Here is a 19,798-nt window from a genome sequence, read left to right as displayed (position 1 = left end):
GTCAGTTTCCCTTCGTGAGGATGTCGCGCGGGTTGAGGCGCAGGATGCGGGTGCCGGGGACGAGAGTGGCCAGGGCGGCGATGGCGAGGCCGGTGGCGCCGACCTTGGCGATGTCGGACGGACCGAGGTGCACGTCGAGTGAGTCGATGGGATCGGTCCTGGGCTGGTCGTCGCCCTGCTTACTCATGCCGCTGGTGTCACTGTAGTCGGATGGGAGGCTCTCGTTCTCGGCTTCCTTGTTGGCCGATTCGACCTCTCCGGCGAGCAGCTTGTTGCCGATCGCCTCGGAGATGAACTGGCTGCCCACTCCGGCAAGTGCGATCGCGATGACGGCACAGGCGACGACCTCGACGAGGTGCTGGCCGAGCAGCTTGGACTTCTTCTCGCCGAGGGAGAGCAGGATGCCCAGCTCGCCGCGGCGCTCGCGCAGGTTGGAGGCGACGACGAGGGCGAGGATGACGGTGCCGGCGACGGCGACGAGCCAGACGGTGACCGTCGCGAAGTTCGCGGTCTTGGTGATGGGGCCGACAAGCGTCCTGTACTGCTTGTCGTTGACCGAGATCGGGAAGATCTGGAGATCGGCGCCGGCCTTCTTTGCGTCGTCCTTGAGCTGGTCCAGGTCTCGGGGGTCGGTCAGCTTGAAGGTAGCGGACTTGAGGGTGCCGCCGCCGTCGGTGGTCCTGCCGCCGAGCAGGCTGGCGCCCTCGATGCTCGTGTAGAGCTGGTTGGCCGGATCCATCATGGCGGGCACGTACTGGCCCGTGTCGGCCGTGCCGTTCTTGTAGATGCCGATGACCTCGAACTCGTGCTCCGAGGTGTCCACGCCCGGCATCAGCTCGCCGATCTTGAGCTTGACCGTGTCGCCGGTCTCGAGCTTGTTCTCCTTGGCCACACGCTCCTCGACGACGATCTCGTTCCTTCTGGTGTCCGGCCCGATGCCCTTCCCGGCGATCATCTCGGAGTCGCCGTTGCGGAAGGCGCTCACCTCGCCGAGCTTGCGCACACCGTCCACCTTGAACAGGTCGGTGCCGGTGGTGTCCTGGCCCGCAGGCGTCGGGACCGGCTGGTAGAGCCCGGTGGTCTTGGTGGGGAAGGCGGCCCCGTCCGCCGTGTAGTTGCAGTCGGCGACCACGGACGACTTGCAGATCTTGTCGACCAGGTCGCGCTTCAGGTCGCCGGCGGATCCGATGGTGCCGGGGTTCTGACCGCTGCCCTCGCTGCCGTTGTTCTTGCCCGACGCCAGCAAACCGTTCACGTCGAGCTGCATCGTGGCCACCGCGCCCACACGCTTCTTGGCGCTGTCGGCCGCGCGCGCCGCCGCCGACTGGATCAGGAAGCCGGACAGCACCAGGGTGCAGATGACGAAGAACAAGCCGACCAGCATCAGCGTTTTGCCCGGGGCGCCGATGAGCCGCCACCACGCACGTTTGCAGAGGTTCATGGACCGCACGCTATGCAGCCGGCGTTTTGAGCGACGTTTGCGAAAAGGGCGTCCCGCGCTCACCCTCATACACGAATCAAAGACAGCATCTGGTAGACGTGGCGGAAACGCCGGGAAATGGGCGGAACCTCTTCGCCCGCGCCCCGCATTCTCAAACAATTCTCACGAACGGCGAAAGGGGCGACGCACGTGCGGGTTTTGGTGGTCGAGGACGAGCAGTACATGGCGCGCGTACTGGAGCTCGGGCTGCGCCGCGAGGCCATCGCCGTCGACGTCGTCCACGACGGGACGACGGCCCTGGAGCGGGTCACGGTGTACGACTACGACGCCGTGGTCCTGGATCGTGACCTGCCGGGTGTGCATGGCGACGAGGTGTGCCGGCGCATCGTCGAGATGGGCATGGGCTGCCGCGTGCTGATGCTCACGGCTGCCGGCCGGCTCGGTGACAAAGTGGAGGGCCTCGGCCTCGGCGCGGACGACTATCTCGCCAAGCCCTTCGACTTCCCCGAACTGGTCGCACGACTGCGCGCCTTGTACCGGCGCAGTCCCATGGCGCATCCCCCGATCCTGACGTTCGCCGACCTGACCTTCGACACGCATCGACGCCGGGTGGCACGCAGCGGTACGGAAATCAAACTCACGCCGAAGGAAAGGGCCGTCCTGGAACTGCTGATGCGCGCCGACGGCGGGGTCCTGAGCGCGGAGTACCTGCTCGACAAGGCATGGGACGCGCACGCCGATCCGCTCACGAACGCCGTCCGGCTCGTGGTGCACACGCTACGCAAGAAGCTCGGCGAACCGCAGCTCGTGCACACCGCGATCAGCGCGGGCTACTACCTGGGCGCGAAGTGAGGCGGCATCGGGGCCGCGTGTACAGGCCGCGCACGCTGAGCATCCACACCCGGCTCTTCCTCGGCTTCGGCGCCGCGCTCGCGGCCTGCTCGGCGATGATGGTGGCCATCATCTACATCGGGATCCGCTATCTGCCGACATACGACTTCACAACGCCGATCGTCGCGCCGCAGACGGAGGCCGGCCCGGCCCGCGTCGCACCGAAACACGAGCCGCACCTCCAGGATCCGCCCCTGAAGCGGGGCGACACGATCGCTGTCTCCGGCCTGATCCGCGACAAGGAGGATGTGTGGGCGACGGTCCTCGTCGTGTCCATCGGCGGCGTGATCGTGGTCCTCGGCATCGGCCTGAGCGCAGGCTGGCTCCTGTCCCGACGGCTGCTCGCACCGCTGCACACCATCAATCAGGCGGCGGCCAAGGCCGGCGAGGGCGACCTGACATACCGGATCAACGCCCAAGGACCCAAGGACGAACTGAAGCAGCTCGCCGACACCTTCGACACGACGCTGGGGCGCCTGGAGGAATCGTTCGCGGCACATCAGCGGTTCGCCGCGAACGCCTCGCATGAGCTCCTGACACCGCTCGCGACGACCCGCGCGATTCTGCAGATGGCCGAAGGCGGCACGTCGAAGGAGGAGTTCGCCGAGCTGCTCCCGATGCTGCGCGAGACCAACGAGCGCAACATCCAGGTCGTTCAGGGGTTGCTGCGGCTCGCGGCGGAGCAAGAGACCCACGACACCGAGCCGGTGGACATGGCCGAACTGACGGAACAGGCCGTCGCCGAGCAGCGGGCCGGGGCCGACGACGTAACGATCACCGTCACGATTGACACCCTCGGACCCTGCGATGTCATGGGCAGCGAGACGCTCTTGCGGCAGCTGGTCGTGAACCTCCTGAACAACGGCTGTAGGCACAACGTGCCGGGCGGGACGGTCGATGTACGCGTCGATCGCGTGAACGACGCGATCGTCCTGGAGATCGTCAACACTGGCCCGACGGTCGACCCCAAGGTGGTGAACCGCCTTTTCGAGCCCTTCTACCGGGCCCGCCCCCGCGTGGCCAGCGACCGCAGCGGCCACGGTCTGGGTCTGGGTCTGGCGATCGTCCGGTCCATCGCGCGCGGCCACCACGGCACCGTGACGGTGCGGGCTCGGGCGGCCGGCGGCCTCCTCGTGCGGGTCGAGTTGCCGGCAGAGTGTCACAGCGACGCCGCCCCCACCTGCCGGTCGGTCTAAGGGCTTGGCCGGGCCGGGTCCCTGGGCCAGGCACCGGTGCCCACCGGCGCAGGCCGCACCCGCCGTCGGGGCGCGGTGCGCTCCCAGGGCTGGGGGTCGGGGTACGTCAGGAGTTCCAGGGTGCTGCCCCACGGAGTGCGCAGATACGCGAACCGGTTGCGCTCCCCCGCTTCGGGGCCCCGCAGTGGCTGCGCGTCCGCGAGCAGCGAGGCTCCCGCGGCCACACAGTCCCGTACGGCCGCGTCCAGGTCGTCGACGTAGAGCGCCACATGCTGCCAGCCGAAGTCGCAGGGCAGCACCGGGGGTTCCCGGCGGGGCCCCTGGAACTCGAACAGTTTGATGCCCGGGCCGTCACCGGGAAGGGCCAGCATCCTGATCGCCAACTGCTGTGTGCCCGCCGGGACTCCGAGCCGTCGCTCGACGTCCGGCCCGCCCTGCGGGTGGTCCTGGCGGCGCAGGGCGTCGTACAGCACCTCGGCTCCCAGCGCCCGGACGAGAAAGAGAGTGGCGGTCTCCAGGTCGGGGACCGTGACCCCGATGTGGTCGATGCCTCGCACACTTGTGGCCGTCATGGGTTCACCGCTCCTGTCCCGGGGCTGCGCAGACCGCCCCGTCCGCCCCGGGGCGGGCCCGCTCCGGGGACAGCTCCGCCGCCGTGCGGCCCGTCTCCTCGATCGGGCTGCCCCCGTCCGACCAGTCCGAGTGCCGATGACAGTCGCCGCGCAGCAGGGCGAGGAGGCTCTCGCCGCCCTCGGCGAGCGGGGCGGCAGCAGCCTCCTTCTCCAGCCGCTGCAGGCAGGCGATCCGTTTCAGGGCGCGGATGAACTCCATCGGCACCTCCACAGGGGCCTCCGGACACAACGGGCTGTCCACTCCAGCTTGGCTCAGCACCTCCGCGCCCGCACAGCGGACGGGGACCGCACAGCGGGCAATGCCCGGGGGCGGCCGTTGGAGGCTCAGCCGAACGCCGAGCGCTCCAGCCAGAAGTCCAGCAGTTCCGCGTCCCCCAGCACCTCGACCCGGTCGCTGTCCGGAGTGAGACGCCGGTTGAAGACCAGCATGACGTCGGTGAGCGAGCCTCGCAGCGCCACGGTCGCCTTCTCGTGGGCACGCCGCCAGGTGAAGCCGTCCTCACCGAACTCGATCAGCCACTCGGCACCCGGCGCGTCCGTGGCGTGCAGATGGATCGAGCGCCCGCCGCCACGCAGCCCGGCGGCCTCCTTGTCACCCCCGGCCTGCACGAAGGCGACGATCTCCAGCCACTCCTCGATGGTGTCGGCGGCCAGCTCCGGAGCCACCTCGTAGCCGGTGTTCGCGGTGATCGCCGCGTCGGCCTGGTGGACGATCGTTTCGTGCGCCATGCGACGCGCCCAGAAGCCCGTGTTCCGCGCCCACCCCCAGGACCACACCTCCTGGTCGGGGCCGGCCGCCCGCAGCGTCTCGACGGTCTTCGCCGCGCCGTCCGCCAGCCAGGCGTCGAGCACGGCGGGGTCGTCGCCCTCGGGCGTGTTCTCCGGTACCCGTTCGTGCGGGACGGCTTCGGTGGCCCGGGTACGTACGATCTCGCCCGCCCAGCGATGGGCGCGGCCCACATGGACGGCGAGGTCGCGCAGAGTCCAGTCGGGGCAGGTCGGGACGGTCACGCCGAGGTCGGCACCCTTGATCGCCGCCCTCAACGCGTCGGTACGGCCGATGATTTCGTCACAGTAGAGGTCGTGCGGGAGTAAAGAGCTCATGCGGCGCACCGTAGTGCGCCACACCCCCTCTTGCATATGATTATCCGCCGAGCTGCGCGGTGGTGGGCACCTTGTCCTTCACCTCGGCGCCCGCGCTCCTGCCCGCGTCCTTGATGCCGTTGATCACGCCCTCGAAGGCGCCGACGTCACCCGCGCCCGCCTCACCCTTGCGGAGCTTGCTGCCGAGCCCCTTGAGCGATTCGATGCCCGCCGTCAGCGGCGCGACCGCCTTCGACAGCAGCGGGTCGCCCTTGGCATTGGCCACCGCGGCCTTCAGCCGGTTGTAGGTGAAGCCGCCCGCGAGTCCGGCCTTGACCAGAGCGAACGTCCGCCCGTCCGCGCCCTTCTTGAACTTGCCCGCACGGTACGGCTTCACGATCCACTGGTACGTCGCACCGGCCGCGAGTCCCGCATTGGCGACGAACCGCGTCTTGGCGAACTTCTGCGCCTCGGCCGAGGACGTGGCACTCGGGGACGCGGAGCTGCTCGCGGTCCCGCTGTCATTGCCGCCGCACGCGGTGGCGCCCACGAGCACGGCACAGGACAGCAGCAGCGAGACGAACAGGCGGCGCGGCGGTATGGGGCGGTTCACGGCGGAACTGGGCACAGCGGGCCTCCTTGGCCGGGCACATCGTGACCATTTTTACGATGAGCGACGCTTCCGACACTCACCGCAAGGTTCATCCGACCCCGGCCGGTATGCCACTCGGGGCCGCCATCCGGGTCCCGACGGCGCAGGCGTACGGCGACCCGCGCAGTTGCCCCGCCCGCTCCACCCTGCCGACCGTCGAGGAATCGACCGGCGGCGCGGCCGGGACTGACGGCGCGCACGGCCGACTGAGACCGACCGGCACACGGGGAAATTGGACGCCCCCCATGTGCCGGTCGGTCTCAGCCGCAGCAGTCCGGTTCCAGCCCGTGCGGCAGCCGTTCGCCGCTGAAGACCGCAGTGGTCGCCTCGTGGCCGCCGAGCGCGGCCACTGCGAGCAGCAGCGAACCGGCGGTCCAGTTGGTGAGCTCCTGGGGCCAGAACGCCCGGTCGCCCTCGAAGACGTACCCCGTCCAGTACATGCCGCCGTCGGCGCGCAGATGCTGGATGGACTGGAGGATCTCCAGCGCCCGGTCCGACTCGCCCATCACCCAGAGCGTCAGGGCGAGTTCACAGCTCTCGCCACCGGTCACCCACGGATTGGGCAGCACACAGCGCACCCCGAGGCCGGGGACCACGAAACGGTCCCAGTCCTTCTCGATCCGCTCCTTGGCGGCCGTTCCGGTGAGCGCGCCGCCGAGGACCGGGTAGTACCAGTCCATCGAGTAGCGGCTCTTGTCCAGGAAGCGTTCCGGGTGGTTGCGGATCGCGTGGGCCAGCGCGCCGGTCGCCAACTCCCAGTCCGGCTGCGGCTCTTCGCGCCGTTCGGCGATGGCGAGTGCGCAGCGCAGCGCCTGGTGGATGGAGGAGCAGCCGGTCAGCAGCGCGTCGTCGACGGGGGTTCCGTCGGCTTCGCGCTTCCAGCCGATCTGACCGCCGGGCTGCTGGAGCCGGAGCACGAATTCGACGGCGGCGTAGACGGTCGGCCACATCCGGTCGACGAACGCGTCGTCGCCGGTGGCGAGGTAATGGTGCCAGACGCCGACGGCCACGTACGCGCAGAAGTTGGTCTCCCGGCCGCGGTCGGTCGGCCGGTCCGGGTCTCCGTCGTGGTAGGCGGCGTACCAGGAGCCGTCCTCGTTCTGATGCCTGGCCAGCCAGTCGTACGCGCGTTCCGCGGCGGCGTGCTCGCCCGCCGCGTCGAGGGCCATGGCGGCCTCGGTGTGGTCCCAGGGGTCGAGGTGGTGGCCGCGGAACCAGGGCAGCGCGCCGTCCTCGCACTGCGCGGCGAGGAGGGCGGCTACGGTCTCGGCGGCCTGCTCGGCGGTGAGGACTCCGGGCAGTACGAGGTGTTCGGTCTGCTCGGGAGTGGTCACGCCTCGGCCTTGGAGAGGTCCTCGGCAGCGGCGGCCACGGGCAGCTGCGGCTTGGTCGCGTACGCCACGAAGCTCTTGCCCACGACCGGGTTGAGCAGTTGCTCGGCGACCCGGGTGACGGCCGGCTTCTTCATGATGTCCCAGACCAGCAGCTTGTGGTACGCGCGGACCGGCAGCGCCGCGTCCTTGCCGTCGCGGCCCACCCCGAACGCGCACTTCAGCCACCAGTACGGCGAGTGCAGGGCGTGGGCGTGATGGGTGCCGTACGGCTTGAGGCCGGCGTCGCGGATCTTGCCGAGCAGTTCGTCGGCCTTGTAGATGCGTATGTGGCCGCCCTCGACCTCGTGGTACTCGTCGGAGAGCGTCCAGCAGACCTTCTCCGGGCCGTAGCGCGGCACGGTGATCGCGATCCGGCCACCGGGCTTGAGGACCCGGACCATCTCGGCGAGCACGCCCTTGTCGTCGGGGATGTGCTCCATCACCTCGGAGATGATCACGACGTCGAAGGACTCGTCGGGGAACGGCAGGTTGAGCGCGTCGCCCTCCATCGCGGTGGCGGTGGCACCCTCGGGGGCCTCTTTGGCCTCCTTCATCGCGGCGAACCACTTCGCGACCTCGCGGATCTCCTCGCCGTTCCGGTCGAGCGCCACGACCTGGGCGCCGCGCCGGTAGCACTCGAAGGCGTGGCGTCCGGCGCCGCAGCCCAGGTCGAGCACTCGGTCACCTGCGGCGAGCGGGAAGCGGGTGAAGTCCACGGTCAGCACGAATGCCTGCTTTCGCGGTCGAGGGGGCAGTGGGCAAGGACGACGAGGACGGGCGGCGGTGTCAACGACGGCCGCCGGGGCGCATGGTGCCGGCGCGGGCGGCGATCGCTTCGCGGTAGAGGGCGGCGGTGCCGATGGCGGCCTGCTTCCAGGTGAAGCGGGAGAGCACCCGGGCGCGGCCCGCGGCGCCGATCCGGGCCCGCAGTTCCGGGTCGCCGAGCAGCCGGGCGAGCGCGTCGGCCAGCGCCCCTGCGTCGGCGGGCGGCACGGCCAGGCAAGTCTCGCCGTCCGCGCCCGCGACCTCGGGGATCGCGCCGCCGGTGGTGGCGACGAGGGGCGTGCCGGTGGCCATGGCCTCGGCGGCGGGCAGCGAGAAGCCTTCGTACAGCGAGGGGACGCAGGCGACCTGGGCGCCGCGCACCAGGTCGACGAGTTCGGCGTCGCTGATGCCCTTGACGAATCCGACGGCGTCCTGGAGTCCGTGGCGCTCGATGGCCTGCGCGACCGGTCCGTCCTCGGCCCGCTTGCCGACGACCACGAGGTGCGCCTGCGGGTTCTCGGTGCGGAGCTTGGCGAGCGCCTCGACGAGGTGGACGAGGCCCTTCAGCGGGACGTCGGCGCTGGAGGTGGTGACGATCCGGCCGGGGACCTCGGCGATGGACGGGTCGGGCGACCACAGCTCGGTGTCGGCGCCGATGTGCACGACGTGGATACGGTCCCCGCGCACCCCGAGATGGTCGACGATCTCCTGCTTGGAGGAGCCGGAGACGGTGAGCACCGAGGGCAGTCGGCGCGCGACCCGCTTCTGCATGCGGGTGAAGGCGTACCAGCGGCGGACGGAGGCACGCCGGCGACGGGTCTCGGCGGCATCCAGGTCCAACTGCCGGTCGACCGTTATGGGGTGATGGATCGTGGTGACGAGCGGGGCGCCGAGGTCTGCCAACAGCCCGTACCCGAGGGTCTGGTTGTCGTGGATGACATCGAACTCGCCGCGGCGCGCGGCGAGATGGCGGCGGGCGCGCAGGCTGAAGGTGAGCGGTTCCGGGAAGCCGCCGGTCCACATGGTGGCGACCTCGGCGGCGTCGATCCAGTCCCGGTACTCGCCGCGCTTCGGCGTGCGGAACGGGTCGGGCTGGCGGTAGAGGTCCAGGCTCGGCAGCTCGGTGAGCGGGACGCCGTCGTCGAGCACCGGATAGGGCTGGGCGCCGATCACTTCGACGCTGTGGCCGAGGCGGGCGAGCTCGCGGCCGAGGTGGCGTACGTAGACGCCCTGGCCGCCGCAGAACGGGTTGCCCTTGTAGGTGAGGAGTGCGATGCGCAACGGACGGTCGTCGGCGGTGCCCGACGTGTCGCTGCCCGTGCGGGGGCCCGTCTCTATGGCCTCAGCGGTCACATTCGGCCCCCTTCTCACTGCGTGTTCGCCGGAGCGTAACCGCTCACGCTAATCTAGAACAAGTTTCAGACTGGATCGTTCAATGAGCTACGAATCTACCGGCAGGTAGCGTCGGCGCAACGGCCGGATCAGGTGATTCGCGCCACGACCGGCCGCCCTGGCATGCTGTGCGCCGCCGGGAGACCGAGCGCCTCCGGACAGAAGCCATGGATGGGGACACATGACAGCGGAAGCGAAGCCGGGATCGCCGCCCCTGACGGAGCGGCAGGAGGCCCGCCGCCGCCGCATCCTGCACGCCAGCGCCCAGCTCGCCTGCAGGGGCGGATTCGAGGCGGTGCAAATGCGTGAGGTCGCGGAGGCCGCCGAGGTCGCCCTGGGCACGCTGTACCGCTACTTCCCGTCCAAGATCCATCTGCTGGTCGCCACCATGCAGGACCAGCTCCAGCAGATGCACCAGACGCTGCACAAGCGCCCCCCGGCCGGCGAAGACGCGGCGCAGCGGGTCGCCGGCACCCTGATGCGGGCGTTCCGCGCACTGCAGCGCGAACCGCATCTGGCGGATGCGATGGTGCGGGCGCTGACCTTCGCGGACCGCAGCGTCAGCCCGGAGGTGGACACCGTCTCGCGGATCACGACCGCGATCATCCTGGACGCGATGGGCCTGGAGCATCCGACGCCGGAGCAGCTGTCCGCGGTCCGGGTCATCGAGCACACCTGGCACTCGGCGCTGATCACCTGGCTGTCGGGGCGGGCGTCGATCGCCCAGGTGAAGATCGACATCGAAACGGTGTGCCGGCTGATCGACGTGACGGCCCCCCAAGAGGCGTCCAAGCCGTCGATGTGAGGGCATCCCCGGACGCGTCCTGACGGGTCCGTCCGGAGGATCTTCGGCCCCGCCCCTCACCACCTGCGGCGCTGACCCGTGGGTGCCGTGCCGCGCCCCGGGAGCAGTACGACCGGCCCCCGGCCACGGCACATGTGCGGCCCCCACATGCGCACCGCGTCAGGTGGGGCGCCCTGCACCATGTCGACGGCGGCACGGTGTTCATACGGTTCGGCGACATCACATGAATCCGCCGAGGAGCCGCTCACCATGCGTCGCAGAACCACAGGCACCGCCCGTCACCACAGATCCCTCTCCACCGTCGTCACGCTGGCCTCGGCCGGCCTCCTGCTGGTCGGGTGCACCGCCGCCGGGAAGGCGGGCGAGGCCGGCGAGGACGCGAAGGACCAGACCGTGAAGGTGGGCCTGGTCTACTCCCGTACGGGGCTGCTCGCGGACTACGGGAAGCAGTACCGCGACGGGTTCATGGCGGGCCTGGACTACGCGACGAAGGGCACCGGCAAGGTCGCCGGGCACCGTATCGAGGTCACCGAGCAGGACGACGCGGGCGACCCGGGCAAGGCGGTCTCCGCGGCCAAGAACCTGATCGGCAAGGGCTACAAGGTGCTGGCCGGCACGACCGATTCCGGGGTGGCCCTCCAGATGGCGCCGCTCGCCGCCCAGAACAAGGTGCTGTACATCAGCGGCCCGGCCGCCACCGACGCCGTGACCGGCGTCAACGAGTACACCTTCCGCTCAGGCCGCCAGTCCTACCAGGACATCCTCACGGCCGGGACGATGCTCGGCGAGGCCAAGGGCAAGAAGGTCACGGTGCTGGCCCAGGACTCCACCTTCGGCCAGGCCAATGTCGCCGCCGTGAAGGCAGTCCTCGGCTCCAAGGGCGCGCAGGTCGGCTCCGTACTGGCACCGCCCAGCGCCACTGACCTGACCCCGTTCGCCCAGCAGGTGAAGGCGGGCGGACCCGATCTGGTCTTCGTCGCCTGGGCCGGCTCCACCGCGCCGGCGCTGTGGACCGCACTGGACCAGCAGGGCGTGCTGGGGGCGGGCAAGGTCGTCACGGGCCTCGCCGGAACGACCTCGTACCCGATCTTCGGGGACGCCGGCTCCAAGGTGTCGTTCCTGGCGCACTACTTCCCCGGCGCGGGCGGCGGCAACGCCGTGGAGAAGTCCATGCTCGACTCGGTCACCAAGGCCGGCGGCACCCCGGACCTGTTCACCCCCGACGGCTTCACCGCGGCACAGATGGTCGTGCGCGCCGTCGAGGAGGGCGGCGCCACCGATTCCGCCGCCATGGTCAAGGCCCTGGAGGGCTGGAGCTTCGACGGGGTGAAGGGCAAGGAGCAGATCCGTGCCGAGGACCACGCACTGGTGCAGCCGATGTTCGTCGCGAAGCTCAAGGGGAAGGGCGCCGCTGCCCGGCCGGAGCTGGTGAGCACCGCGCCGATGGACAAGGTGGCGCCGCCCGCCAAGCCCTCGGCGGGCTGACCGATGGCTGTACCGGACACCACCGCTGAGCGCCCGGGCGGGGCACCGCCCGCCGCCCCGGTGCTTCAACTGGACGGGCTCGGCTGGGGCGTCGGCGGGGCGACGATCGTCGAAGACGTCACGCTGAGCGTCCACGAGGGCGAGTTCCTCGCCTTCATCGGCCCCAACGGAGCCGGCAAGACCTCACTGTTCAACCTGATCAGCGGGCTGACCATGGCCACGTCGGGCACGATCGCGCTGGACGGTACGGACATGACGGACAGCCCGGCGCACGCACGGGCGAGGCGCGGCATCGGCCGCACGTTCCAGACGTCCAGCCTCTGGCCCGGGATGAGCGTGGCCGACCACGTCAGGCTGGCCGCTCAGGCGGCTGGCGGCGGCTCGCACCGGCTGTGGCGGCGCGCCCGTCCGTACACCGCCGAGGTGAACGGCGTACTGGAACGCACCGGCCTCGGCCACCGGGCACAGGCGATGGCGTCCGAGCTGTCGCACGGCGAGAAGCGGAAGCTGGAGCTGGCGGTGCTGCTGGTGGGCGAGCCGCGGCTGATGCTGCTCGACGAGCCGATGGCCGGGGTGAGCGCGGAGGAGGTCCCCGCGCTGACCGAACTGATCCGCACCCTGCACCGGGACGAGGGCCGCACCGTCCTGATGGTCGAGCACCACATGGACGTCCTGCTGGGCCTGGCCGACCGGCTCGCCGTGATGCACCACGGAAGGCTGCTGGCGCTGGACACCCCCGAGGCCGTGACCGCCGACCCGACCGTTCAGCAGGCCTACCTCGGGGAGGGACTGTGACGACAGAGACCCTGCTCGCCGTACGGGATCTGCGGGTCCTGATCGGCGGCCGGCACATCCTGCACGGCGTCGACCTGGACGTCGCCCGGCACGGGGTGACCGCGCTCCTCGGCCGCAACGGCGCCGGGAAGACCACGACCGTTCGCGGCGTCCTCGGCCTCGTCCCGCGCACCGGCAGCGTGCGGCTGGACGGCGAGGAGACCGTGTCGATGCCCACCCACACCGTGGTGCGGCTGGGCATCGGTTACGCCCCCGAGGACCGGGGCATCTTCGCCGGACTGACCGTGGCGGAGAATCTGCGTCTGGCCGAGCGGCGCGGCGCGGGTGAGCCCGCGTACCCGCTCGTCCATGAACTCTTCCCCGAACTGAAGCGCCGGGAGAAGCAGTTGGCCGGGACGCTGTCCGGTGGGCAGCAGCAGATGGTGGCCATCGGACGCACCCTGCTCAACGGCAACCGTCTGATCATCGCCGACGAACCCACCAAGGGCCTGGCGCCCAAGGTGGTCACCGAGGTCGCCCAGGTGCTGGAGCGGGCCGCCGAGGCGGTGCCGGTGCTGCTCGTGGAGCAGAACCTCGCCGTCGTGCGGCGTCTGGCCGAGCACTGTGCGGTGCTCGCCGACGGCCGGACCGCCCATCAGGGACCGGCCGCCGAGCTGCTGGGCGATGCGGAGGCAGCACGACGTCTGCTGGGCGTGGGACACGGCCCGGCAACGGCGGCCACGCCGCACTCTTCTTCGGCAGCACCTTCTTCGGCCGTGGAGGCGGATTCCTGATGTCCACCGTCGTTCTGCTCACCATGACCGGACTCGGTCTGGGAGCGCTCTACTTCCTGATCGCATCAGGACTCTCACTGATCTTCGGCCTGATGGATGTGCTCAACTTCGCGCACGGGGCGCTGCTCTCCATCGGCGCGTACGGCACCTGGTGGGCGGCGTCCGGCAATCTGCCCGGCGCCGGCCCGGAGGGAGCGGGCTTCGTCCTCGCGGTCCTGTTCGGTACGGCGGTGGGCACCGCGGCCGCCGTACTGCTGGAACTCGCCATCGTCCGCCCGCTCTACACCCGGCCGCGCGAGCAGGTGCTCGCCACCGTCGGGGTGGGGCTCGCCGTCCCGGCGCTGCTGTCAGGCATCTGGGGCTCGGACGCCCTGACCTTCCCGGGGCCGAAGGCGCTGTCCGGCACCTTCGGGCTGCTCGGCGCCCAGGTACCGGTCAACCGACTGGTACTGGTCGCGGCGGCGGTCGTGGTCCTCGTCGCACTGCGGCTCTTCCTCGGCCGCACCCGGCACGGTCTGGTCGTACGGGCCGGGGTCGAGGACCGGGCGATGGTCACCGCCCTGGGTATCGATGTGCGGAAGGCATTCACGCTCGTCTTCGCGATCGGCGGCTGCGCCGCCGCTCTCGGCGGGGCGCTCGGCGGCCTGTACTTCGGCTCGGTCGATCCCCGCCAGGGCACCTCGCTGCTGATCTTCGCGTTCGTCGTGGTGGTCACCGGAGGCATGGGCTCGGTGACCGGAGCCGCCGTGGCGTCCGTCGTCATCGGCCTGGTCCAGCAGTTCGCCAACTACTACACCGCAGCAGGCCTCGGCGACCTGGCCGTCGTCGTCCTGCTCGCCGCGCTGCTGCTCGTACGGCCGCGCGGACTGACCGGGAGGCTCGCGTGAGCACCGTCACCGAGACACACGACCGCACCGGCGAAAGACACACGGTCGCACCGGCCCCCGGGAACACCGCCCGGCTGCTGCGCCGCTGGTGGCCCGCCGCCGCACTGCTGCTGCTCTTCGTCGCCCCGTACAGCGCACTGCCGCTGCCCGGACTCCTGGACGGCCCGCTCGGCAGCCCGGGAAGTCTCCAACTGCTCGCCACCTGCCTGCTGTTCGGCGCTCTGGCGACCGGTTACGACCTGCTGCTCGGCCGCACCGGGCTGCTCTCCTTCGGGCATGCGCTCTACTTCGCCGCGGGCAGCTACGCCACCAACATGTTCCTGCTGGAGGCGGGCCTCCCGTTCTCCGTTTCCGCGCTGCTCGGCCTCTGCTCCGGGATCGCGCTCGCGCTGGTCCTGGGGTCGGTGAGCCTGCGGGTCACCGGCGTCGGCTTCTCCATGGTGACGCTGGCCTTCGCCCAGGCGGGCTCGATCCTGGTCTCCCGCAACCCCGGTGGTTTCACCGGCGGCGAGGAGGGCCGGGCCGCCCCCGCCGATCTGCTGCCGTCCGCGCTCGTGGGCATCGAGAACACAGCGAACCTCTACTGGCTGGCGCTGGCCTATCTGGTCCTCACCCTCGCCGTCGTCCACTGGGCGGTCCGCTCCCCCACCGGACGGGTCTGGGAGGGCATCAAGGAGAACGAACGCCGGGTGGAGGTACTGGGGTTGAAGCCGTACGGCTTCAAGCTGACGGCCTTCGTCCTGGCGGGAGCGCTGGCCGCCCTGGGCGGCCTGGTCCACCTGCTGCTCACCGGCGGCTCGACCCCCCAGACGACCACCTCCGACTTCACCCTCTCCCTGCTGGTGATGGTGGTGCTCGGCGGATCGGGCACCCGCTGGGGTCCGATGGTCGGCGGCATCCTCTACACCTGGGCCGATCACCGGCTCGGCGATCTGGCCGGGTCGGGCGCGGTCGCCGATCTGCCCGCGGTGCTGCGGGTGCCGCTCTCCCAGCCGCTGTTCCTGCTCGGTGTGCTGTTCGTGGCCGTGGTACACCTGCTGCCGGGCGGCCTGGCCCGGCTGCCGTCCCGGCTGGCCGCGGTGCGCCGCGGACCCGCCACCACCGAAACACTCCCGGCCGAGAAGGCCCGGAAGGAGAACGGACGCCCGTGATTCCGTACGAAGAGATTCAGGTCCCCGTGACCGGGGGCGAGTTGGCGGTACTGAGGTGGCCGGCCCGCGAGCCGGACGCACCGGTCGTCGTCGCCCTGCACGGCATCACGGCCAACGCGCTGTCCTGGGGCCCGGTGGCGAGGCTGCTGGACGGCCGCATCACCCTGATCGCCCCGGATCTGCGTGGCCGGGCCGGGAGTTCGGCCCTGCCGGGGCCGTACGGGATCGCCGCACACGCTGATGACATCGCCGCCCTGACCGAGGCCCTGGGCCTGGACCGGGTAGTGCTGGCCGGCCATTCGATGGGCGCGTTCGTGACGGCGCTGGCCGCCGTACGCCACCCGGAACGGTTCGGGCCGCTGCTGCTGGTCGACGGCGGCATCGGCTTCCCCGCCCCGACCCATCTCGCCCCGGACGAGCTGATGACCGCCGTGATCGGCCCGGCCATGGACCGGCTGTCGATGACCTTCCCCGACCGGGCCGCCTACCGCTCCTTCTGGCAGGCACACCCGGCGTTCGCGGGTGCGTGGTCGGCCGAGGTGGATGCGTACATCCAGCGCGACCTGACCGGGGACGAACCCGCCATGCACTCCACCTGCCGGATCGAGGCGGTACGCGCCGACGGCATCGGCCTCTTCGACGAGGAGGTGCTGACGGCGGTACGGAAGCTGCCGGCTCCGGCGACGCTGCTGTGGGCGCAGCGGGGCCTGATGAACGAGGAGCAGGGCCTGTACGACGAGACCCGTCTGGCAACGGCCGGCCTCGAGGGCACAGGGGTGACACCGGTGCCTGTACGGGACGTCAACCACTACACGCTGCTGACGGGAGACGCGGGCGGCAGGGAGATCGCACACCACTTGCTGACCATGTCCGGAGCCCCGAGCGCATCAGAGCCTGTCGGGTGACCTTCGATCGGAGAGCGAACGCGGCATGGTGCGTGCGATTCCAAGGCGCCGGGATGGCCTTGTAGCGGAGCTACTAGGCCATTTCGGCAACGCCGGAAGCGTGCGTGCCATGCCGTGGGCGCCCGATCAGAGGTCGCCCGACAGGCTCTCAGGCGCCCCTACGCCGTCCGGCGCTTGAGGTCATTGATCAGCCCGTCCGGCGCTTGAGGTCATTGATCAGCCCGTCCGGCGCTTGAGGACGGAGCCACCAGAACACACTCCGGGCGGCCGGACGGCCCCTACCGCTCCCGGCCGCCCGCCAACAAATGCAGCCGCAAGGCAAGTTGCAGCTCCAACGCCCGCCCGGGCTCGTTCCAGTCCCGCCCCAGCAGCACCTGAACCCGGTCCAGCCGCTGCACCACCGTGTTGACGTGCACGTGGAGTTCGTCCTTGGCGCGGATGAGACTTCCCCCGGACCCGAAATAGGCACCGAGCGTGCGCACAAGATGCGTGCCGCGCTGTGCGTCGTACTCCAGCAGCGGTCCCAGCGTCGCCGTGACGAAGCCGTCGACGTCCTGGGCATTGCCCAACACCACGCCGAGGAAACCGAGTTCCTCGACGCACGCGCCTTCCCCCGTACGCCCCAGGACCCGCATGGCACGCAGGCAGCGGGCGGCCTCCCCGTATGCGGAGGCCAGCTCCCGGGCGCCGCGTGCCGGCCCGGTGGCGGCGACGGTGACGGGGGCCTGGGTCAGCTGTCCGAGCTGGGCCGCCGCCGCGCGTGCCGCGTCACCGGCGGCCTGTGCGGGGTCGTCGGCTTCTATCAACAGCACCACGTTCCCCGCGTGTTCGGCGCTCACCCCATGGATGTCCCCGCCGAACAGATAGCGCATCACGGCAGGGGCCAGCCTCTCCCGGGCTCCGCCCTCGGCCACCAGCAGCAGATGCGGGCGGTCGAGGTCGATACCGAGGCGCCGGCCGCGTTCGGCGAGTCCGGCCGGGTCGCGGTCCGCTTCGGTCAGCAGATCGGTGATCAGCTCTCCGCGGATCCGGTTCTCGGTCTCGGCGACCGTGCGCCGCAGCAGCAGAAGCAGTCCGGTGACCACCGAGGCCCGCTCGAACAGCCGTCGGTCGGAGTCGTCGAGCTGTTGGCGCCGGTGCAGAACCAGATGGGCCAGGATTTCCTGTCCGGCGAGGACGGCGCAGATCCACCGGCCGTCGCGGTGCACGGCGCGGGCACCGGTACGGGACTCCTCGGCGGTTTCGGCCAGCCAGCCGGCGTCCATGCTGTCGGCGGCGAAGCCCGCACCGTCGGGCCGGACCGCCGCCAGGGGCCGTCCGCCGGGGTCATGAATGGTGAGCGGGGAGTCCAGCAGCCCCGCGACCGCCGCGGCGACATCCTGGACGTCACGGCCGCGCAGGACCAGATCGGTCAGCCGGTCATGGGAGTCCTCGGCCCGCCGCATGGCCGCCGAGTGGGCCCGTACGGCCGCATTGGCCTCGGCCAACTCGGCGTTCGTCTCAGCCAGTTCATCCAGTGCGGACCGGGTGTCGGCGAGCGCGCGGGCGGTGTCGATGGCGATGGCGGCGTGTGCGGCGAGCGAGCACAGCAGGGCGACCTCGTCGGGGCTGAAGACGCGGGGCGCACGGTCGGCTGCGAAGAGCACGCCGATGACCTTTCCCGTACCGCCGCGGCTGGAGCCGAGAAGCAGGGGCACGCCCAGGATGGCGACGAGCCCCTCGTCCAGCACCCCGGCGTTGATGTTGCGGGTGTGATGGAAGCGGTCGTCGGTGCGGTAGTCGGGGGTCGCGTACGGGCTCGCGGTCTGCGCCACCAGACCGCCGAGCCCGTGGCCGAGCTCCAGCCGCAGTCGCTGGAAGAGCACCGACACCGACCCGTCGGTGACCCGCATATAGGTGTCCCCCGCCTCCTCGTCGGGAAGCGTGAGATACGCCGTGTCCGTGCCGAGCAGCATCCTGGCCCTGCGCACGATCGCCTTCAGCACGTCGTCCAGGTCGCGGGACGCGGCCAGATCGCCCGCGGTGTCGAAGAGCGCGGTGAGCTGGAGCTCGCGGCGCCGGTGCTGCCGCAGGGCGCCCCTGATCCGCAGAGCGGTGGCGGTGGCCCGCTCCACCTCCGCCAGATCGCCCGTGGGCACACCGGCGGCCCGCGCCTGCGAGGAGACGGCACCCAGCGCCTCGGCGGGGGCGTCGTCGGCCAGCAGGTCGAACAGGCGCCGCAGATGGGGCGCGGCGGAGGCGGACGGTTCAGACATGGGCGGCCATCGTTCGTAGGGGACGGGGGGTCAGTTGGCGGTCCAGCCGCCGTCCATGGAGAGCGAGATGCCGGTGACGTGCACCGTACGCGGCCCACAGAGCCACAGCACGGCCTCGGCGACATCGTCGGGTTCGATCAGGCGCTTGATCGCGCTGCGTTCCAGCATGACCCGCCCCACCACCTCCTCCTCGGAGATGCCGTGCGCACGGGCCTGGGCCGCGATCTGGTTCTCGACCAGGGGGGTGCGCACGTACCCGGGGCTGACACAGTTGCTCGTCACCCCGTGCTCCGCCGCTTCGAGCGCGACCACCTTGCTGAGTCCCTCCAGTGCGTGCTTCGCCATCACATAGGCCGACTTGTAGGGGCTGGCCCGCAGGCCGTGCACGGACGAGATGTTGACCACGCGCCCCCAGCCGCGTTCGTACATGCCCGGCAGGGTCCGGCGCAAGATGCGGAACGGCGCTTCCACCATGACGCGCTGGATCAGCGCGAATCGGTCCGGCGGGAATTCGTGCACGGGGGCGACATGCTGGAGCCCGGCGTTGTTGACCACGACGTCCACGTCGGCGGGCAGCGTGTCCACCTCGTCGGGGACGGAGAGGTCGACCACCCACGCCGTCCCGCCGATCTCCTCCGCCAGGCTCTTGGCGGCGTCGGCGGCCTTGTCCACCACATGAACATGGGCGCCCGCGGCGGCCAGGGCCTGCGCACAGGCCCGCCCGATACCGCTCGCGGCACCGGTCACCAGGGCGGTGCGCCCGGCGAGGAGCCGGTCTGCGGGCGGCGGCGTGTCCGCGGCGGCGGACGGCGGAGTGTTGGGCGGGACGGTGGGCGGGGCAGAATGCGCGGCGGGCCCGTGGTCCGGGCTCTGAGGAGTCTCCATGGTCGTCACCGTAAGGAGACCGAAGCCCACGTCACACGGGGCCGGTGCACACACCGTAGTACGTCGGCATGGTGGCGACGTACATGGTGCGGGGCCGGTCCCGGGCCGTCAGTGTGCCCGGGTCCAGCTTCTCAACGCCGAGCTCGACCTGCGAGGTTAAACGCCAAGCTGAGCGTTTCGTCCGCTTCAGGACGGCGGAAATCCTGATTCCAGGCGGTCACAGAACTCGCGTGCGAGCCGACCAGGCGCCGGTACCCTCACAGGACGCAGTCGCCGCCCACGGCCGTCCTCCCGGGAACCAAGTGACGAGATCCGGAATTTCCCTGACCTCACGCCCACGCTGGCTCCAAAATGTGCGCAACCGTTTCCAGGAGATGCACGCTACCGGTTCCAGCACTTGGCACCTCCACCGAGGATGGCCGCGGCGCTGGC

18 protein-coding genes and 1 pseudogene are annotated in these 19,798 nt (G+C 70.7%); 9 read left to right on the top strand and 10 right to left on the bottom strand.

Going from position 1 to position 19,798, the window contains the following annotated elements:
• Position 1 precedes the first annotated feature (1 nt).
• The gene (locus ACH4EW_RS20305; RefSeq protein ID WP_398258711.1) at positions 2-1,441 is read right to left on the bottom strand and encodes an ABC transporter permease; all 1,440 of its coding nucleotides are present in this window, start codon (positions 1,439-1,441) and stop codon (positions 2-4) included.
• A gap of 189 nt (positions 1,442-1,630) precedes the next feature.
• Between ACH4EW_RS20305 and ACH4EW_RS20300 the strand changes: the two genes are divergently transcribed.
• Together ACH4EW_RS20300 and ACH4EW_RS20295 are read left to right on the top strand one after the other, a co-directional pair.
• Positions 1,631-2,293 carry a response regulator transcription factor gene (locus ACH4EW_RS20300; protein WP_398258709.1) on the top strand — a complete coding sequence of 221 codons (663 nt, stop codon included), beginning with the start codon at positions 1,631-1,633 and terminating at the stop codon, positions 2,291-2,293.
• 17 nt (positions 2,294-2,310) lie between these two features.
• Positions 2,311-3,528, top strand: a complete 1,218-nt coding sequence (locus ACH4EW_RS20295) for a sensor histidine kinase (protein ID WP_398258707.1) — start codon at positions 2,311-2,313, stop codon at positions 3,526-3,528.
• Here ACH4EW_RS20295 and ACH4EW_RS20290 read toward each other — a convergent pair.
• The 7 genes and pseudogenes from ACH4EW_RS20290 to ACH4EW_RS20260 form a co-directional block, all read right to left on the bottom strand.
• Positions 3,525-4,100 (bottom strand): VOC family protein, encoded by a 576-nt coding sequence (locus ACH4EW_RS20290; protein ID WP_398258705.1) that lies wholly within the window; start codon positions 4,098-4,100, stop codon positions 3,525-3,527. The genes ACH4EW_RS20295 and ACH4EW_RS20290 overlap by 4 nt on opposite strands.
• A gap of 55 nt (positions 4,101-4,155) precedes the next feature.
• Positions 4,156-4,323: pseudogene (locus ACH4EW_RS20285) on the bottom strand (histidinol phosphatase); the annotation flags it as partial.
• Positions 4,324-4,484: 161 nt separating this feature from the next.
• A complete protein-coding gene (locus ACH4EW_RS20280) occupies positions 4,485-5,264 on the bottom strand; it encodes a maleylpyruvate isomerase family mycothiol-dependent enzyme (protein ID WP_398258703.1) in 780 nt (259 codons plus the stop codon).
• Between the two features lie 40 nt (positions 5,265-5,304).
• Entirely contained in the window at positions 5,305-5,856 is a 552-nt protein-coding gene (locus ACH4EW_RS20275) for a hypothetical protein (protein WP_398258886.1), read from the bottom strand.
• Between the two features lie 299 nt (positions 5,857-6,155).
• Positions 6,156-7,229 (bottom strand): prenyltransferase, encoded by a 1,074-nt coding sequence (locus ACH4EW_RS20270; protein ID WP_398258701.1) that lies wholly within the window; start codon positions 7,227-7,229, stop codon positions 6,156-6,158.
• Entirely contained in the window at positions 7,226-7,993 is a 768-nt protein-coding gene (locus ACH4EW_RS20265; protein WP_398258699.1) for a class I SAM-dependent methyltransferase, read from the bottom strand. The genes ACH4EW_RS20270 and ACH4EW_RS20265 overlap by 4 nt, the downstream gene beginning before the upstream one ends.
• A 61-nt stretch (positions 7,994-8,054) precedes the next feature.
• A complete protein-coding gene (locus ACH4EW_RS20260) occupies positions 8,055-9,386 on the bottom strand; it encodes a glycosyltransferase family 4 protein (RefSeq protein WP_398258697.1) in 1,332 nt (443 codons plus the stop codon).
• 220 nt (positions 9,387-9,606) lie between these two features.
• Between ACH4EW_RS20260 and ACH4EW_RS20255 the strand changes: the two genes are divergently transcribed.
• The 7 genes from ACH4EW_RS20255 (at position 9,607) to ACH4EW_RS20225 (ending at position 16,226) form a co-directional block, all read left to right on the top strand.
• Positions 9,607-10,230: a TetR family transcriptional regulator gene (locus ACH4EW_RS20255; protein ID WP_398258695.1), complete on the top strand. Its 624-nt coding sequence runs from the start codon at positions 9,607-9,609 to the stop codon at positions 10,228-10,230.
• Between the two features lie 249 nt (positions 10,231-10,479).
• Positions 10,480-11,715, top strand: coding sequence for a substrate-binding domain-containing protein (locus tag ACH4EW_RS20250; RefSeq protein ID WP_398258693.1), 1,236 nt, complete (start codon positions 10,480-10,482; stop codon positions 11,713-11,715).
• 3 nt (positions 11,716-11,718) lie between these two features.
• A complete protein-coding gene (locus ACH4EW_RS20245) occupies positions 11,719-12,510 on the top strand; it encodes an ABC transporter ATP-binding protein (protein WP_398258691.1) in 792 nt (263 codons plus the stop codon).
• Positions 12,507-13,283, top strand: a complete 777-nt coding sequence (locus ACH4EW_RS20240; protein ID WP_398258689.1) for an ABC transporter ATP-binding protein — start codon at positions 12,507-12,509, stop codon at positions 13,281-13,283. Before ACH4EW_RS20245 ends, ACH4EW_RS20240 begins: the two co-directional genes overlap by 4 nt.
• Positions 13,283-14,170 carry a branched-chain amino acid ABC transporter permease gene (locus ACH4EW_RS20235; RefSeq protein ID WP_398258687.1) on the top strand — a complete coding sequence of 296 codons (888 nt, stop codon included), beginning with the start codon at positions 13,283-13,285 and terminating at the stop codon, positions 14,168-14,170. Before ACH4EW_RS20240 ends, ACH4EW_RS20235 begins: the two co-directional genes overlap by 1 nt.
• Positions 14,167-15,321: a branched-chain amino acid ABC transporter permease gene (locus tag ACH4EW_RS20230; RefSeq protein WP_398258685.1), complete on the top strand. Its 1,155-nt coding sequence runs from the start codon at positions 14,167-14,169 to the stop codon at positions 15,319-15,321. Before ACH4EW_RS20235 ends, ACH4EW_RS20230 begins: the two co-directional genes overlap by 4 nt.
• On the top strand, positions 15,318-16,226 hold the full coding sequence (locus ACH4EW_RS20225; RefSeq protein WP_398258683.1) for an alpha/beta fold hydrolase: 909 nt from the start codon (positions 15,318-15,320) through the stop codon (positions 16,224-16,226). Before ACH4EW_RS20230 ends, ACH4EW_RS20225 begins: the two co-directional genes overlap by 4 nt.
• Positions 16,227-16,504: 278 nt before the next feature.
• Here the strand turns inward: ACH4EW_RS20225 and ACH4EW_RS20220 are convergent, their stop codons facing one another.
• Complete coding sequence (locus tag ACH4EW_RS20220; RefSeq protein WP_398258681.1) at positions 16,505-18,481, bottom strand: helix-turn-helix domain-containing protein; 1,977 nt, start codon at positions 18,479-18,481, stop codon at positions 16,505-16,507.
• Between the two features lie 30 nt (positions 18,482-18,511).
• Positions 18,512-19,366 carry a 3-hydroxybutyrate dehydrogenase gene (locus tag ACH4EW_RS20215; protein WP_398258679.1) on the bottom strand — a complete coding sequence of 285 codons (855 nt, stop codon included), beginning with the start codon at positions 19,364-19,366 and terminating at the stop codon, positions 18,512-18,514.
• Between the last annotated feature and the right edge of the window lie 432 nt (positions 19,367-19,798).

Source organism: Streptomyces sp. NPDC018000, assembly GCF_044328025.1.
In the GTDB taxonomy this organism is placed as follows: domain Bacteria; phylum Actinomycetota; class Actinomycetes; order Streptomycetales; family Streptomycetaceae; genus Streptomyces.
The sequence above is the reverse complement of the archived record's forward strand: the minus strand, read 5'-3'. Positions and strand labels throughout refer to the sequence as shown.

Bases quoted from the DNA above. Each gene is read 5' to 3' on its own strand.
- ACH4EW_RS20235 (WP_398258687.1), top strand. From the start codon at position 13,283: ATGTCCACCGTCGTTCTGCTCACCATGACCGGACTCGGTCTGGGAGCG.
- ACH4EW_RS20305 (WP_398258711.1), bottom strand. From the start codon at position 1,441: ATGAACCTCTGCAAACGTGCGTGGTGGCGGCTCATCGGCGCCCCGGGC.
- ACH4EW_RS20220 (WP_398258681.1), bottom strand. From the start codon at position 18,481: ATGTCTGAACCGTCCGCCTCCGCCGCGCCCCATCTGCGGCGCCTGTTC.
- ACH4EW_RS20290 (WP_398258705.1), bottom strand. From the start codon at position 4,100: ATGACGGCCACAAGTGTGCGAGGCATCGACCACATCGGGGTCACGGTC.
- ACH4EW_RS20245 (WP_398258691.1), top strand. From the start codon at position 11,719: ATGGCTGTACCGGACACCACCGCTGAGCGCCCGGGCGGGGCACCGCCC.
- ACH4EW_RS20280 (WP_398258703.1), bottom strand. From the start codon at position 5,264: ATGAGCTCTTTACTCCCGCACGACCTCTACTGTGACGAAATCATCGGC.
- ACH4EW_RS20255 (WP_398258695.1), top strand. From the start codon at position 9,607: ATGACAGCGGAAGCGAAGCCGGGATCGCCGCCCCTGACGGAGCGGCAG.
- ACH4EW_RS20250 (WP_398258693.1), top strand. From the start codon at position 10,480: ATGCGTCGCAGAACCACAGGCACCGCCCGTCACCACAGATCCCTCTCC.
- ACH4EW_RS20215 (WP_398258679.1), bottom strand. From the start codon at position 19,366: ATGGAGACTCCTCAGAGCCCGGACCACGGGCCCGCCGCGCATTCTGCC.